General features: G+C 72.8%; 13 protein-coding genes. 6 read left to right on the top strand and 7 right to left on the bottom strand.

Annotated features, from left to right (window positions below; translation table 11 throughout):
- Positions 1-10: 10 nt before the first annotated feature.
- The 4 genes from HG543_RS26070 to HG543_RS26055 are packed head-to-tail and all read right to left on the bottom strand — an operon-like array spanning position 11 to position 5,427.
- Positions 11-2,560: a methyl-accepting chemotaxis protein gene (locus HG543_RS26070; RefSeq protein WP_169347566.1), complete on the bottom strand. Its 2,550-nt coding sequence runs from the start codon at positions 2,558-2,560 to the stop codon at positions 11-13.
- Positions 2,541-2,987 carry a chemotaxis protein CheW gene (locus tag HG543_RS26065; RefSeq protein WP_169347565.1) on the bottom strand — a complete coding sequence of 149 codons (447 nt, stop codon included), beginning with the start codon at positions 2,985-2,987 and terminating at the stop codon, positions 2,541-2,543. The genes HG543_RS26070 and HG543_RS26065 overlap by 20 nt, the downstream gene beginning before the upstream one ends.
- A complete protein-coding gene (locus HG543_RS26060) occupies positions 2,984-5,053 on the bottom strand; it encodes a chemotaxis protein CheA (protein WP_343073437.1) in 2,070 nt (689 codons plus the stop codon). The genes HG543_RS26065 and HG543_RS26060 overlap by 4 nt, the downstream gene beginning before the upstream one ends.
- On the bottom strand, positions 5,050-5,427 hold the full coding sequence (locus tag HG543_RS26055; protein ID WP_169347564.1) for a response regulator: 378 nt from the start codon (positions 5,425-5,427) through the stop codon (positions 5,050-5,052). Before HG543_RS26055 ends, HG543_RS26060 begins: the two co-directional genes overlap by 4 nt.
- A 383-nt stretch (positions 5,428-5,810) precedes the next feature.
- Between HG543_RS26055 and HG543_RS26050 the strand changes: the two genes are divergently transcribed.
- Positions 5,811-6,296 carry an Hsp20/alpha crystallin family protein gene (locus HG543_RS26050; protein ID WP_169347563.1) on the top strand — a complete coding sequence of 162 codons (486 nt, stop codon included), beginning with the start codon at positions 5,811-5,813 and terminating at the stop codon, positions 6,294-6,296.
- 42 nt (positions 6,297-6,338) lie between these two features.
- On the opposite strand, the gene HG543_RS26045 is transcribed toward HG543_RS26050, so the two are convergent.
- Positions 6,339-8,315: a hybrid sensor histidine kinase/response regulator gene (locus HG543_RS26045; protein ID WP_171818058.1), complete on the bottom strand. Its 1,977-nt coding sequence runs from the start codon at positions 8,313-8,315 to the stop codon at positions 6,339-6,341.
- Positions 8,316-8,941: 626 nt separating this feature from the next.
- Between HG543_RS26045 and HG543_RS26040 the strand changes: the two genes are divergently transcribed.
- The 4 genes from HG543_RS26040 (at position 8,942) to HG543_RS26025 (ending at position 12,569) form a co-directional block, all read left to right on the top strand.
- Positions 8,942-9,391, top strand: coding sequence for a Fur family transcriptional regulator (locus HG543_RS26040; RefSeq protein ID WP_169347561.1), 450 nt, complete (start codon positions 8,942-8,944; stop codon positions 9,389-9,391).
- A gap of 262 nt (positions 9,392-9,653) precedes the next feature.
- Complete coding sequence (locus tag HG543_RS26035; protein ID WP_169347560.1) at positions 9,654-10,031, top strand: response regulator; 378 nt, start codon at positions 9,654-9,656, stop codon at positions 10,029-10,031.
- 131 nt (positions 10,032-10,162) lie between these two features.
- Positions 10,163-10,765 (top strand): hypothetical protein, encoded by a 603-nt coding sequence (locus HG543_RS26030; protein ID WP_246357298.1) that lies wholly within the window; start codon positions 10,163-10,165, stop codon positions 10,763-10,765.
- A gap of 208 nt (positions 10,766-10,973) precedes the next feature.
- Positions 10,974-12,569 (top strand): ligand-binding sensor domain-containing protein, encoded by a 1,596-nt coding sequence (locus tag HG543_RS26025; RefSeq protein ID WP_169347559.1) that lies wholly within the window; start codon positions 10,974-10,976, stop codon positions 12,567-12,569.
- Between the two features lie 90 nt (positions 12,570-12,659).
- Here the strand turns inward: HG543_RS26025 and HG543_RS26020 are convergent, their stop codons facing one another.
- On the bottom strand, positions 12,660-13,883 hold the full coding sequence (locus tag HG543_RS26020) for a sensor histidine kinase (protein ID WP_343073436.1): 1,224 nt from the start codon (positions 13,881-13,883) through the stop codon (positions 12,660-12,662).
- Between the two features lie 288 nt (positions 13,884-14,171).
- On the opposite strand from HG543_RS26020, the gene HG543_RS26015 reads away from it, so the two are divergent.
- Positions 14,172-15,080, top strand: a complete 909-nt coding sequence (locus HG543_RS26015) for a metallophosphoesterase (protein ID WP_169347558.1) — start codon at positions 14,172-14,174, stop codon at positions 15,078-15,080.
- A 60-nt stretch (positions 15,081-15,140) separates the two neighbouring features.
- Here HG543_RS26015 and HG543_RS26010 read toward each other — a convergent pair whose 3' ends face one another.
- Positions 15,141-15,581 carry a DoxX family protein gene (locus tag HG543_RS26010; protein ID WP_169347557.1) on the bottom strand — a complete coding sequence of 147 codons (441 nt, stop codon included), beginning with the start codon at positions 15,579-15,581 and terminating at the stop codon, positions 15,141-15,143.
- Between the last annotated feature and the right edge of the window lie 223 nt (positions 15,582-15,804).

Here is a 15,804-nt window from a genome sequence, read left to right as displayed (position 1 = left end):
GAGGCCGTGCTCACGCCTGCTGCTCCCGGGACCGCGCGGCCCCCGCTTCCGTGTTGCGCGCACCGCCGAGCGCGCCGCTCAGCCGCGACAGGCTCTCGGCCTGCTCGCCCTGGAGCCGCGTGAGCTGGGCCAGCCGCCCGGCCACCTCGCGCACCTCGGCGGCGGTGGCGGTGGACGCGCGGACCTGCTGCGCGGTGGCGGTCGTGACCTCCCGCGCCCGGGCGCGCATCTCCTCCACGCTGCGGGCCAGCCCCTCCGTCACCGTGGTGGCCTCGGCGCTGGCGCGCGCCACGGCGGCGACGCCACTGGCCTGCCGGGTGGCGGAGCCGGTGAGGGAGGCCAGGGCCTCCGTCTGCTCGTCCAGCGCGCGCGAGGTCGCCTTCGCCACGCGCCGCACCTCGTCCGCGCCCTTCACCAGCGCGGTGAGCGCCTGGGCCTGCTCGTCCGTGGCGCGCGTCACCTCCGCGGCCAGCTTCGCCACCTGGCGGCTGGCCACCTCGCCCTGCTTGAGGGCGCGGGCCTGCTCCGCCATGCCCCGCGCGGACTGGGCCACCTGCTTGCGCGTCTCCTCCATGGCGCGCGTCACCTCCGTGGCGGCCTTGGCCTGCTCGGCCAGTCCCAGCAGCGTGCGCTGGGTGGCCGCCGCCGCGTCCTGCGAGAGCGTGCCCACGGCGGCCACGTCCTTGCTCTGCGCCGCCACCGCGCCGCTGACGCCCTGCACCAACTGGCGCATGTGCGTGGTGCCCTTGGCCAGGTCCGCGGACGCCACGGCCTGCTCCTGCATGGCGCGGGACACCTTCTGCGCCACCTCCGCGAGCTGGCCGTTGGAGCGCACCGCGTCGCGCAGCGCGCGCGCCTGCTCGGCCGTGGCCTGCGTCGTCTGCCGCGCCATGCGCCGCATCTCGTTGCCGCTCTGGGCCAGCGACTGCGCCGCCTGCGCCTGCTCCGTGGCGGAGATGGTGATGACGCGGCCCTGCTCACTCACCTTGGCGGTGGCCTGCGCGAGCGCCTGCACCGCCTGCACCTGCTCGCCGGAGGCGCGCGACACCTCGCGCACGTTCTGCCCCAGGTCCTCCACGCCCTTGAGGATGGTGGACAGCGCCCGCTCCGCGTCCGTCGCCAGCGCCGCGCCCTCGTCCGCCGCGCGCACGCCCTCGCCGGTCGCGGTGGCCGCCTCGCGCGCGGTGGTCTGCAGGCCGCGGACAATCTTCGCCACGTCCGCGCTGGCCGCCGCCGCCCGGTCCGCCAGGGCGCGAATCTCCTCCGCCACCACCGCGAAGCCACGGCCGTGCTCGCCCGCGCGCGCCGCCTCGATGCTGGCGTTGAGGGACAGGAGGTTGGTGCGGTCCGCGATGAGGTTGATGGTCTGGACGATGTCGCCAATCTCCTCGGCCCGCTTGCCCATCTCCTTCATGACGCCGGAGGACTCGACGATGGACTGGCGGATGCGGCCAAAGCCGGCGATGGAGCGGCCCACCGTGGCGCCGCCCTCGCGCGCGGTGGTGCCCACGCGCTCGGCGGCGGCGCGGGCCTCCTCCGTCATCTGGGCCACCCGACGCGTGGACGACTCGAGCTGCGCGGACGCGGTGGCGCTGCCCGCCGCCAGGGTGTTGATGCTCTCCGCGGCGCGGGCCACCGCCTGCGCGGAGCGGGCGAGCTGCTCAATCGTGGCGGCGTTGGCGTCCACCACGGCGGCGTTCTTCTCCGAGGTGGCGGCCACCTCCTCCACGCTGGCGGCCACCTCCTCCACGGTGGAGGCGGTGGAGGCCGCGTGCGTCTCCAGGGTGCGGGCATGCTCGGCCACGCCGCGCACGCTGCGCGCCAGCTCCTCCGTGGTGGACGCCGTCTGCTCCACGCCGGACGCCATGGAGGCGGCGTCGCGGGCCACCTCGCCCAGCACCCGGCCGATGTTCACCACCGCGTTGGACACCTGCGACACCCGCTCGCCCACCGACTGCGAGTCCGCGGACAGCCGGACGATGCCCTTGGCCATCTCCTCGGAGGTGGCGGCCACCTCCTCGGTGGCGGCGGCGCTGGACTGGTTGCGGGAGACGAGGTCCGCCACGGTGGCGTTCATCTCCGTCATGGAGGCCAGCAACTCCTCGCTGGAGGCGGCCAGGTCCTCCGCGTTGGCGCTCACGCCCTTCACCGAGCGCGTCACCTGCTCCAGCGTGGCGGCGGTGGCGTCCGACGAGGCGGCCAGGTGCGCGGCGTCCTTGCGCACGCCGGACACGGAGGCGTTCACCTCCTGGAGGGCGCCCGCGGTGGCCTCGGCTTCCTGCTGCAGCCCGCGCGCGGAGTCGGCCACCGTGCGCTGCGAGCGCACCAGTTCGTGCACGCCCAGGCCCGTCTCCTCCACGTGGGCGGCCACGGACTCCATGGCGGCGCGCACCTGCTCGGAGGCGGCGGCCTGCTCGTTGCCGGTGGAGGCCAGCCGCGTCGCGAGCGCCTCCACGGCCTGCACCAGCCCCGCGCTCTCCTGGACGTTGCGAGTCGCGCCCTCGGCGAGGTTGCGCGCGTCTTCCAGCGACGCCATTCCGTTACCGTTGTCCGTCGCCATCCGGCGCCTCCTCCCCGATGACCCGGGGGAAATCAATGAGCATCACCAGCCGGGGCCCCACCTGGGCCACGGCCTTCACGAACCCGCGCGCCTGCTCCACGACCAGGGGAGGGGGCGGCTTCACCTGCGCGGGGTCCAGCTTCAGCACCTCGCGGGCGCTGTCCACCAGCAACCCCACGACGCGGTCGCCGAGCTGGCCCACCACCACCCGCGAATCCAGGTTGCGCTCCCCGGGCGACAGCCCGAAGCGCACCCGCGCGTCCACCACGGGGATGACGCGGCCGCGCACCTGCACCAGCCCGGCGACGTGCCGCGGCGCTCCCGGGACCGGCGTGGCGCCCGTGAAGCTCTCCATCTGAAGCACGTCCGCCGCGGGCAGCGCGTACTCGGCCCCGTCCACCTTGAACACCACGTGCAGCACGCTCATGTCGCGCGCTCCCTTCCGCGTCCCGGCTCCGCCGGCCGCCTGCCGCCGCCCCGCGCCAGGCCGAGCGCCGCCAGGTCCAGCACCAGCGTGGGCTGTCCGTCGCCCAGGTCCGTGGCGCCCGCCACCCCGGACACGCGCACCAGCGGGTCCTCCAGTGGGCGCAGGACGATTTCCTGCTGGCAGACCAGCCGGTCGACCGCGAAGGCCACCGGCTCACCGCGCTGGCGCACGATGAGCGCCTTGGTGCCCCGGCCCTCCTGCCCGTCCCGCCGCTCGAGTTCCAGCAGTGACTCCAGCGACAGGAGCGGCACCGCGCTGCCCCGCCGCTCCACCAGCACCACGCCCGAGGCGCCCGCGGGGCGCACCAGCCGCGCCGGGTCCACGTCGATGAGCTCGTCCACGGAGCCCACCGCCACCGCGTAGCGCAGGCCCGCGCACTCGAAGACGAAGGCGTCCACCAGCGTAATCGTGAGCGGCACCCGGAGGCGGAAGGTGGTGCCCGCGCCCGGCCGCGTCTCCAGGGCCAGCTCGCCGCCGAGCTGGTCCACGATGATGCGGCGGACGATGTCCATGCCCATGCCGCGGCCACTGGTGGCCGTGGCGGCGTCGCGCGTGGAGAAGCCGGGGCGGCAGAGCACCTCCAGCAGCGCGTCCGGCGTCTGGGGCACGGGCCCGCCCGCGCGCGCGGCCACCGCCCGGGCATCCACGCCCCGGCCATCGTCGGCGACGGAGATGTCCAGGAGGCCGCTGGCGCCCGCGTGGCAGGCCAGGCGCACCACGCCCTCCTCGGGCTTGCCCGCGGCGCGGCGCTCGTCGGGCGACTCCAGCGCGTGGTCCACCGCGTTGCGCACCAGGTGCACCAGCGCGGGCAGCAGCCGGTCCGCCACCGCCTTGTCCAGCTCCGCGTCGCCCACGTCCAATTCCAGCCGCACCGCCTTGCCCGTGCTGCGGCGCAGGCCGCGCACCAAGAGGGGCAGCCGCTCCAGCACGTCCCCCACCCGCACCATGCGCAGGCGGATGATGGCGGCGCGCATGTCGCGCAGCTGGCGGCCGTTCTCCTGGAGGATGGCGGTCAATTCACGCGTGGGCGCCCCGGCGGCCGTCAGCGCCGCCACCGCGCGGGTGAGCCGCGAGCGGTTGACGACGAGCGCCGCCAGCCGCTCCAGCGCCTCGTCCAGGCGGGACACCTCCACCCGCAGCGTGCCGGCGCCGCGGCGCTGCTCCTCGGGCTCCTCCTCCAGCAGCGCGGGCTCCGGCTCCGGCGCGGCGGGCACGGCCTGGGCGGGCTCGGGCGCCGCCCCGGTGAGCGCGCGCATCGAGGCGGGCTCGCCCCCGGCCGCCTCCAGCAGCGCGGCGTCGGTGGCGTCGGTGAGCAGCAACAGCACGAAGGTGAGCGAGCCGCCGCCCGCCGCGGGCCCCGACAGGGGCAGCACCTTGACGGTCTCCGCCAGCTTCGCGACGCGGTCCCTCACGCTGTTGATGGTGACGCCGGCGGCGGCGCGCTCGGCGCTGGGGACGAAGTCCAGCCGCACCGCGCGCCTTCCGGCGGCGGCCCCCGTGGTGAGCTGCTCCTTCTCCGCGGCGGACAGGCGCGCGGCGATGGCGGCGTCCAGCTCCAGCACGGCGGGCGCGGGCTTCTGGGCGGGAGCGGTGCCCAACACGATGGACTCCAGCGCCTCCAGGCGCTCCAGCAGCCCGGCGGGCACCGGCGCGGCCTGCTTGCCGGCGGCGAGCTGCCGCACGCGCTGCTCGATTTCGCGCAGGCCCTCCATGAGGGGCTCCACGCTGGGCTCGGGCAGCCGCCCCCCGGCGCGGTCCGCGTGGCGCAGGGACGTCTCCATCCAGTGGGCGATGGCGACGATGGGCTCCACGTCCACCATGGCGGACAGGCCCTTGATGGTGTGGAGCGCTCGGAACAGCTCACGCACGGCGCGCGGGTGGGCCAGCCCCCGGCGCACACTGGTCTCCACCGCCAACAGGTGCCGGTGGGCCGCGCCGAGCAGCTCTTCCGCTTCCGCCAGATACGCGGGCAGGAAGTCCGCGAGGTCCACCGACGAGCCCGTCACCCGCGTTTCTCCTCCAGCAGGCCGCGCGCTTCCGACAGGATGGCGTCCGGCGTGAAGGGCTTCGTCATGAAGCGGTTGGCGCCCACCGCCAGCGCCCGGGCTCGCGACGCCTCGTCCCCGCGGGTGGTGACGATGATGATGGGCAGGTTCTTCAGCCGGTCCTGGCCGCGCACGAACTCCACCACCTCGATGCCGCCGATGTCCGGCATGTTGAGGTCCAGCACGAGCAGGTCATACGGCTGCAGAGACAGGCGCTCGATGGCCTCCAGACCGCTCGACGCATGGGTGAAGGTGAGGCCCGGATAGGGACGCAGGCATGCGACGACCATGTCCCGCATCACCTTGCTGTCATCGACGACGAGCACCTCTGGCATGGCTTCCTCTGGCAACGACCGCCGACCCTAGAGCGATTCCTTGAAGTTGAAAGAGAACGCCGTACATAGGCCCTTCACAGCGCTCAGTGGGCGACAATCGTACGAAGGGGCAATCCCTTTTCGGGACACGGCGTGTCGAAGCGCCCACGCACACCGTGCGGTCCCTCCAGCCGACCGGCGAGCGGGCGGAGAGGAGCACCTGCCCGGAAGGGGGGCGGTCCGCCTGGACCCGTCGCGGGGAGGCACCCCTCGCCTCCCACGGTCGCGGCTTGCGGCGTCCTCCGGCTGCTTTACGGTCCATTCAGGGCGCGGGGGGCGCCGGGGTGACGCCGCCCGTGCCTGGAAGAACTGAATCCAGATTCAACCCAGAGGAGGGAATTTCCATGGCTGACATCACCCGTCGAGAGGGAATCATTCCGCGCCGTGAGCGGGACCCGTTCTCCCAGATGCAGGAGCTGATGAACTGGGACCCGTTCGAGGCGATGACGCAGCTGTTGGGCGGAGCTCGCGCCACGGCCCCCACCTTCGTGCCCGCGTTCGAGGTGAAGGAGACGAAGGACGCCTTCATCTTCAAGGCGGACCTGCCAGGCGTGCAGGACAAGGACCTGGACATCTCGCTGACCGGCGACCGCCTGGTCGTCAGCGGCAAGCGTGAGTCCGAGAAGCGGGAGGAGAACGAGCGCTACTTCGCGTACGAGCGCAGCTTCGGCAGCTTCAGCCGGGCCTTCACGCTGCCCGAAGGCGTGGACGCGGACCACATCGCCGCGGACCTGAAGGACGGCGTGCTCCACCTGACGCTGCCCAAGAAGCCCGAGGTGCAGCCCAAGCGCATCAAGGTGGGCGTGGGCGGCGACAAGCCGAAGGCGTAGGGCGCCCGGTCGCACTCCGGGGGACGCGCGGACCGGAAGGCCTCAGGCCCGCGCCGCCTGGGGCACCGGAGGCCCGGTGCGGGGCAGGCGGACGCGGAAGGTGGCGCCCTCGCCAGGGGTGCTGTGCACGGACACCTCGCCCCCGTGGGCCTCCACGATGCGGCGCAGGCGGTACAGCCCCAGCCCCAGGCCGCCGTAGTGGCGCACGGGCACCGCGCGCTCGAAGCGGCGGAAGAGGCCATCCACCCGGTCCGGGGCAATGCCGATGCCGTGGTCCGTCACCACCAGCGTGGCGGTGTCGGGGCCGGCCTCCAGCCCCACCTCCACCGGCTTGCCGGGGCCGAACTTCATCGCGTTGGACAACAGGTGCGCCACCACCTGGGACAGCCGCGTCACGTCCCAGCGTCCCGGGGTGGGCACCAGCGGGCCCATGACGAGCCGGCAGCCCGCGCGCGCGGCGGCCTCTTCCGAGCGGGCCACCACGTTGCGCACCACCGCCGCGAGGTCCACCTCTTCCAGGTGCAGCCGGGGCTTGCCCCCCTGCAACTGCGAGACGTCCAGCAGCGACTCCACCAGGTCCGCCAGCCGCTGCACCTGCCGGTCCGCCGCCTCCAGCGCGCGCCCCAGCCGCTCCGGCGCGGAGTGGACGCCCGCGCGCAGCACGCCCTGGGCCCCCTGCACGCGCAGCCGCAGCGCCGCCAGCGGGGTGCGCAGCTCGTGCGCCGCCACGCTGAGGAACTCGTCGCGCACGCGCACCGCCTCCTGCGTCTCGCGGTACAGCCGCAGCTGCTCCGTCACGTCGCCGATGATGCCCGCCATGCGCACCGGCCGGCCCTGGGCGTCATGCATGGCCCGGCCCCGGCTGACGCACGAGCGGTAGCCCCCATTGGCGTGGCGCAGCCGGAAGGACACGTCGTAGGGCACGCCCCGCTCCAGGTGGGCGGACAGCGCGGCCATCACCTCCGTCCGGTCCTCCGGGTGCAGCCGCTCGATGAAGGCCTCGTAGGTGCCCGGGAAGCCGCCCGGCCCCAGGCCCAGCATCTCCAGCAGGCGCGGGCTCCAGTAGAACGTCCGCTGGCGCAAATCCCAGTCCCAGATGCCGTCGTACGAGCCGTTCACCACCAGCCGGAAGCGCGCCTCGCTCTCGCGGGTGGCTCGCTCGGCCTGCTCCAAGAGGCCCACCCGCCGCTCGAGCTGCCGCACCATCCGGTACAGGTGCTCCTCGGTGCCCAGCTCGACGGGCGGCGGGGCGGCGGCGGGGGCTCCGGCGCGCAGCTCGCGCAGCACGGCGCCCACCAGCTCGTCCCCGTCCTGCGAGCGGCGCATGAAGCCGTTGGCCCCCACGTTGTGGGCCATGCGCAGGTCCAGCTCGTCCGGCGCCACGGTGTGCGTGAGGATGACGGGCACGCGCGAAAGGCGCGGGTCCTGCCGCAGCGCCAGGCACAGCTGGAAGCCGTCCACCTTCGGCATCAGCGCGTCCGCGAGCACCACGTCCGGGCCTCGGCGCCGCGCCAGCTCCAGCGCCGTCCGGCCGTCCGCCGCCAGCACCACGTCGAAGCGCAAGGGCACCAGGTGCAACTGCAGCAGCTTGCGGGACACCGGGTCGTCATCCGCCACCAGCACCGTGGGCCGCCGCTCCGCGAGCGCGGCGTCCACCTCCGCGGGCAGCGCGCGGCGTGCGTGCTCCACCAGCCCGCCCAGTGTCAGCGGGCGGGGCAGGAACTCCCCCTGCGAGAGCCCGAGCCCCCGCAGCGCGTCCTGTTCGGCCGGAAACGCCATGACCTGGAGCACCGTGCCGGCCACGTCCAGGGCCCGGCGCAGCGCCTCCCCGCCCACCGCCCCGGCGGCCAGCAGGCCCGCGGCCACCACCAGGAGGCGCACCGGCTCCGCATGCAGGAGGGTGAGGGCGGCCGGGACGTCCGCCAGGGCCGTCACCTGCCACCCCTGGCTCTCCAGCGCGAGGACTTGCAGCTCCCGCACGGGACCGGGTTCTTCGACGAGCAGCAGGTGGGGCTTCATCACGGCGGTTTTGACGGCGGAGGACGGGCAGGCAGGGCGGCGGGCCACCCTGGATGAAGGAAAAGTCGCAGTCTGGGCAGTAGAGGGGCCGAGTCAAGCAGTCCCCACCCAAGTGTTCGCCGGTGCAAACCCCGCCCGGACGGGCCCCCGGATGCCCCCTCGGCCCCGAACGGGGGATGACGCGGGGGGCCGGAAGCTCGCGGTCCATGCCGGCCCTCAGGCAACGCATCTGCATGGCGGATGCATCCAGCGCCACAGAAGTAGCCCGGTCAACACGGACAGCGCGGATTCTTCTCCGCCCGGCGTCCAAGCGACACGGCCCCCGTGGCCGCCGTAATACCCACGGGGTCACTCCTCCGCGGAGGCCAGTGGCCTCTGAGTCCGCGGCCCCGACGCGTGGCGATCACCCCGGGCACCACCCACCCAGGGCGACCCAGGCGACCCGGGTAACCGCTGACCCAGATACCACTGGCCTGCGAGGGCAACACAGAGTCTGATGCAAGTCAGTTACAGTCGTTCAGGGGCACTCGTTGTCGGTCCCACCAGGGGGAGTCGGGTTGTACCCGTCGGGTCGGACCGCGAGCCGGGTGAAAGCGCCCGGTGAATGCGTTATTCGAAAGGGCATCATGGGAGCCAAGAAACTTTCCGCGCAGCCGAAGCTCACCGAGTTCCAGGACCGCATCCGCGCGGCGGGCCTGCGCAGCACCGCCCCCCGGGTGGCGGTGCTGAGGGAGCTGGAGAGCGCCTCCGCGCCGATGAGCCACGCCGACCTGGTGGACTCGCTCGGTGACGAGGGGTACGACCGGGTGACCATCTACCGCAACCTGACGGACCTCACGGAGGCCGGCCTGGTGGTGCGGGCGGACCTGGGGGACCACGTGTGGCGCTTCGAGCTGAAGCGCTCGGGCGAGGAGCATGGCGGCAGCCACCCGCACTTCACCTGCACCGACTGCGGCACCGTGGCCTGCCTGCCGGAGGAGTCCGTCAGCATCGCCTCGTCCAAGGGCGTGCCCCGGGCGGTGAGCAAGCGCGCGGTGGAGGTGCAGCTGCGCGGCCTGTGCGACCGCTGCGTGTGACGTCCCGCCCGGCCCGCTCCGGGTGACAGCCCGTCCGCGGTGACGCGGAAGGGGCGGGCCGGTTGATCCACGTCGCTACAGCCTGGGAGCGCCCATCCGTCCTCCCGGGAGGGGGGCCGTTGAGCGGTGGACTCCTTTCGTCGGCTGGTGGGCAGTCCCAGCCGCCGTTCCCCGCCCCGCGCTTCCGCCCGGGGCGAAGCGGGTACATCTCCAGTCCCGACGCGGAGCGGGTCCCTGTCTCCCGACCCCGCTGGAGGACCTGGTGCAACCGCTTCAGACCCTGCTGGTCGTCGATGACGACCTCGACATCCGCGACGCACTCCAGGACGTGTTCGAGCTGGAGGGCTACGCCGTCCTGCTCGCCGCCGACGGGCTGGAGGCCCTGACGCAGCTGCGTCAGGTGGAGACTCCGCCCCACCTCATCCTCTTGGACTTGATGATGCCGCGGATGGACGGCTTCGCCTTCCGCGAGGCGCTGCGCCGGGACGAGAGCCTCTCCGGCATCCCCGTGCTGGTGGCCAGCGCGGACCTGGACGTGAAGGGCGCGGCCGAGGGGCTGGGCGTGGCCGGCTGGCTGCGCAAGCCGCTGGACCTGTCCGAGCTCCTGTCCACCGTGAAGCGCCTCAGCCACGCCGCCTGAGTCCTGCGTCCCGTGCCTGCCTGCCCTCCGGACGGGAGGACCCGGGGCGGGGGCGGGCAGGTTGGCGTGGAATGGAGTCCTCCCCACCCTTTCTCCCAGAAGTCAGTCACCTGACCGAAGGGAGAGGGAACATGAAGAAGTTCATCGCCACGCTGGCCCTGTGCGTTGGAACCGCCGCTTTCGCGCAGGGGGCCGAGCAGAAGAAGCCGCCTTCCGAGAGCCAGGTGCCCGGCCCCGACGTCGAGAAGCGCCTCGACACGGGCATCGACGCCACCGAGGTGGGCCCCGGCATCGGCGGCGCCGCCAAGGACGCGGTCGGCATCCAGACCGAGGACGAGGGCACCTTCAAGAAGGAGCACGCCATGAACCTGCGGGGCACCCTGAAGGATGCCACCGCGGACGGCGTGAGCATCGCCCGGCCGGGCCTGCCCGACGCGGACCTGGACGTGCGTGACAAGACGGTGCTGATGCTGGACGGGAAGAAGGTCTCCAAGACGGACGAGATTCCCGAGGGCTCGCAGGTGCGCGCCAAGTTCCAGCTCGAGGGCCAGGAGGTCGTCGCGGTGGAGCTGCGCGCCACCAGCCCCAAGGGCGCCAAGAAGGACGTGAAGAAGCAGGGCACCGGCGGCTCCGGCACCGAGGAGCTGAAGGAGGACGCCAAGAAGGCCGAGCAGAAGACCGAGCAGAAGGCCGACGAGGTGAAGGACGAGGCCAAGAAGGAAATGAACCAGTAGCGCCTCGCGCACCCGCGCACCGACGAAGCCTCTGGCCGGGCCCGCTTCCCACGTGGAGGCGGGCCCGGTCGTTTTTTCCTCCCACTCCGGGGAGGTGCGTTCGTCACGGTGGGAAACGTTCTTCCCTCCCCGGCCTGCCCCCGAGGGCAGGACGCCCGTTCCGGCCCGGTACGCGCCTTGCTTTGGCGGCGGTCCGAGGGAGGATTCGGTGATTCGACGACTGGCGGGCGCGTGTATCGGTGTGGTGGTGGCGACGGCGTGGGCATGCGGTGGTTCCTCGGAGGGACCGGACCCCGCGCCGCTGCCGGATGACGGCATCGTCGACCCTCCGGACAACCGGCCCGCCCCCGAGACGGACTCGGGGACGGGCGGCGGTGAGGACGCGGGCACGGACGCGGGCCCGGTGGGCGGCGAGGACGCCGGCACGGATGCCGGCACCGACGGAGGCACGGGCGGCGGCACCGATGGCGGCACGACGGGCGGTACCGACGGAGGCACGGGCGGCGGCACCGATGGCGGCACGACGGGCGGCACCGACGGGGGCACGCAGCCCAACGCGGGCCCGTGGCCGCAGGACCCGGTGGTGAACTACTCGGCCAAGTACAACATCCGCCGGGTGAAGTCGGTGGGCGTGGACGCCGCGCACAACATCTGGCTGCTGGACGGCTCGAGCATCGGCGTGCTGCGCTCGGACACTAAGCAGCTCGTGTGGAACAGCACGCCCGTGGGCCAGGCGCGCCTGGGCTTCGGCTCGGACAAGCTGGCCACCGGCTCGCGCGTCATCTGCGGCGGCAAGGGCGGCGAGGCCTACGTGGGCTACGAGACGGTGAACGACATCCCCCAGGGCCAGCGCATCCCCGCCCGTGGCGAGGAGGGCTTCTCCCTCGAGCACTACGAGCACTTCCAGAAGGGTGACATGGACGTGGTGCGGCTCAACGCGTCCAAGACGGACGTGGAGCTGAACGTCCACCTCTACCAGTCCGCGGGCAGCAGCCGCCCCAGTGGCAACGAGCCGCTCGGCATCCGCAACACCAACGATTTCCACTTCGACGAGGACCGCAGCGTCTACTCGTGCCTCCGGGTGATGCGCGGGCCGTACGCCGGGGAAATCTACATCGGCACCAACCACGGCGTGACGCGCATCCGCGGCTACACGTACAACAGCCACCGGCACCCGGCCTGGTGGGAGAACGGCTCGCAGCGCGCCGGCTACACCTTCGGCCTGGGCATCTCCCAGGAAGGGCACCTGCTCATCGCCAACGACTGGAAGATTGGCATCATCCCGCCCAACGCCGCGCTGGAGTGGTGGGACGCGGAGGGCCGCAAGCCGAACATGCCGGCCGACGTGGAGCCCGCCGTCTACGCGCTCAACACCTTCGTGGACCCAGTCAACCCGGGTGACGACGTGAACCGCTCCACCCGGGCTCCGGAGAACTTCTGGCGCTGCTTCCAGCAGACGACGGACGGCCTCTTCTACCTGGGCAGCCTCACCGAGGGCCTGTGGCAGCTCAAGCTGAGGAAGGACCCGCACGCCACCCCGCTGAAGTACTACGAGGACGGCTACACGTACATCGACGGGTTGGGCACCAAGCGCATCCACGCGCTGGCCGCCACGGACGACGGCTCGCTCTTCATCGGCACCGGCGGCAAGGGCCTGTGGCGCATGAAGCCGGACAAGACGCTGGAGAAGGTGGCGAGCGTGAACGGCGGTGAGGTCACCCAGCTCGTGTATGACCCGACGGTGAGCCCCACGGCCCTCTACGTCCTCGCCGACGGCTACGTCTACGTGCTGCGCGGCCACTGAGCCGGAAGGCGCGGTGCGAGGGTGAAGTCCCGGGAGGGGCGTCCACGCGGACCGTGGCGCCCCTCCTGGCGTTCCAGGAGGCTTCGCGGCCTACCGCGCCGCCCGCACCGGCTGGGGCTGGGCCTGCGGCTGGGTGGGCAGCCGGAGGATGAAGGTGGAGCCCTGGCCCTGCGCGGAGCGCACGGTGATGGTGCCACCCATGGCCTCCACGATTTGACGGGTGATGTAGAGCCCCAGGCCCAGGCCGCCGTAGTGGCGCTCGGAGACGGCGCGCTCGAACTTGCCGAAGAGGCGGGCCATGCCGTCCTCGGAGATACCGATGCCGTGGTCCTTCACGGCGAGCACCGCCGTGTGGCCGTCGCCCACGAGCGACACCTCCACCGGCCGGCCCGCGCCGTACTTGGCCGCGTTGGACATCAGGTTGACGAGCACCTGCTCCACGCGCAGCGGGTCCCAGACGCCCATGAGCGACCCGTCCAGGTGCAGCGTCAGCTCGCTGCCGGCGCGGCGGAACTCCTCGGAGAAGGCGTCCGCCATCTGCCGCACCAGCAGGGCCAGGTCCATGTCGCGCGGCTCCAGGCTCAGCTTGCCCGCCGCCAGCCGCGACACGTCCAGCAGTGTGTTCACCAGGCTGCCCAGCCGCGACAGCTGCCGCTCCAGCACCTGCGAGCGGGGCGCCAGCTCCTTCGCCAGCTCGGGCTGCACGGCGTTCACCTGCCGCTGCAACAGCTGCAGGTGCAGCCGCAGGCTGGTGAGGGGCGTGCGCAGCTCGTGGGCCGCGACGCTGAGGAACTCGTCTCGCGCGCGCACCGCCTCCTGCGTCTCGCGCAGCGCCTGCTCGCGCACGGCCCGCTCGCGCGCGGCGCCCGCGTCGCGCTGGGCCTCCACGCGGCGGCGCTCCGTCATGTCCTCCACGTAGATGCAGGCGGCCACCACGCGGCCGTCGCGGCGCACCGGGTGGTAGCTGGCGCGGTAGACGCGGCTGCGCTCCACCCCGCCGCCCTGCTCGCGGTGGATGATTTCCACGCCCTCCAGGGGCTCGCCCGTCTCCAGCACGCGGCGCACGCGGCGGATGACGTCGCGCCCGGAGGCGTTGGCGCCCAGCACCTCTTCCATGGGTCGTCCGAGGTGGGCCTCGCGGGGCATGCCGTTCATGTCGGCCATGGCCTCGCTCACCTCGACGAAGCGCAGGTCGGGGGCGATGACGGCCATGCCCAGCGGCACGGTGGACATGAGCTCCGCGAGCGCCACCGGACGCTCGCCGTCGGGGGACTGCCGCCGCCCCTCTCCACCACCACCTGCTGACGTTGTCACGTCCGGCACCATGTCCTGGGCCGACCCGAGCCGCGGGGTCATCGTGCCAGCGTGTGTACCAACCCGTACCAACTCCGTCACCGCAAGCCCCCCGGGCGTGTGTCCAGTGTTGGAAGGATGCACGGCCCTGGCCCGGAATCTTCGCGAAATCAGGGGCGTTTCTCCGTCACCCCGAACGCCGGCCGCATGGAGGGCAGGCGTGCGTGACACACCTGCTTCATCCCACCCACCCCGGCTCTCTAGAATGAGCCACTCGTTGCAGCCCCCGGCCCGGAGGAACCGAACCGAATGCTGAGACGCCTCGCCCGCCGCAACTCGCCCCACGCCTCCTCGGCCGCCGCCCACACATGGCGAGAGGCCCGCTACATGGGACGCAACGAGCTGGTGGCCCGGAGTGGAGCGGACCCGTTCCGCCAGGAGCGGCGGCTGCGCTGGAGGGATCACTTCTCCCTCTCCGAGAACGTCCTCTTCCTGCCGCACATGCACGCCGAGCACGACGGCCTGCGCATCGCGCAGCTGTCGGACGTGCACGTGGGCCAGGCGACCTCCGCCATCCGCATCCGCCGCGCGGTGGAGGCGGTGAACGACGAGAAGCCGGACCTGGTCTTCCTCACCGGCGACTACGTGACGCACAGCCCCAAGCCGCTGCCGCGCGTGCGCGAGCTGCTGGCGGGGCTGAAGGGCCCCGTCTTCGTGGTGCTGGGCAACCATGACCACTGGGTGAACGGGCCCTACCTGCGCGAGGGCTTCGAGCGGCTGGGCTACACGGTGCTGCAGAACGAGCACCGCGTGGTGCACGTCAACGGCGCGCCGGTGACGGTGCTGGGCGTGGACGACGGGCGCACCGGCCGGGACGACGTGGAGGCCACCTTCCGCGGCGCGCCGGAGTCCGGCACGCGGCTGGTGCTGACGCACGCGCCGCCGACGGTGGACAAGCTGCCGGCGCACGCCGGGCTGGTGCAGTTCTCCGGGCACACGCACGGCGGCCAGTTCGTGGTGCGCGGCCTGACGGAGGCCATCTTCCGCCGCGCGGGCCAGCCGTACATCAGCGGCCACTACCACGTGAATGGCAACCAGCTGTACGTGAACCGCGGCCTGGGCTTCGGCTTCGGCGGTCCGTACCTGCGCCGCGGCGCCGAGCCCGAGGTGGCCTTCTTCACGCTGCGCCGCGAGCACGCGGTCGCCACCGCGAGCTGAAGGCGCGGTCTCCCCCGGCGCGCGCGGAAGTCCCTCCCCGCGCGCGCCGTGCAGGGTGGCTCAGTGGCGCAGCGGCATCCCCAGCCGCCCGCCGCCCAGCCCCTCCTCGCGCTTGCGGCTGCGGAGGCTGAAGGGCCCCGAGCCGAAGTAGACGATGAAGAGGGCGCCTCCCGCCATGGAGAGGTTCTTCATGAAGTGGATGAGCTGGTTCTGGGCCTGCACCGGGTCGGTGACGAGCCAGAACTTGTGCACCATGAAGGCCGCGGCGATGAGGAACACGGCGATGGCCGCCGCCCCCAGGCGGGCGAACACGCCCAGCAACACACACAGCCCGCCCAGGACCATCGCGACGCCAGAGGCCAGCACCGCCAGGCGCGGCTCCGGAACGCCGGAGGACTGCGCGTAGGCCGTCAGCGCCTGAAGCTGGAAGAAGTGGTTCAGGCCGCTGGTGATGAAGATGGCCGAGAAGAGCAGCCGGCCAATCGGCGCGAGCACGCCCATGTCTACCTCCCTGTTTCCCTCCTCCCACCCCCACAACCCTGGCGGGTGGAAGTCATTCTCAAGGTGAGCATTGATTCCTGCGGGACAGCGGGCGCCCGCCCGCCCGTCCGCTCTCCGACTCTGGTACCGGGGCCCCGTTGGCTTGTCCCCGCTGCGACAACTCGCCGCACGCCCGCCTGGCGCCCGGCACGTATGTTCCTCGGGCCTTGAGAGCCCTCTCCCC

This window comes from Pyxidicoccus fallax, from assembly GCF_012933655.1.
Lineage (GTDB): Bacteria > Myxococcota > Myxococcia > Myxococcales > Myxococcaceae > Myxococcus > Myxococcus fallax.
Note: the sequence above shows the minus strand (reverse complement) of the source record. Positions and strands in the feature narration are given on the sequence as shown.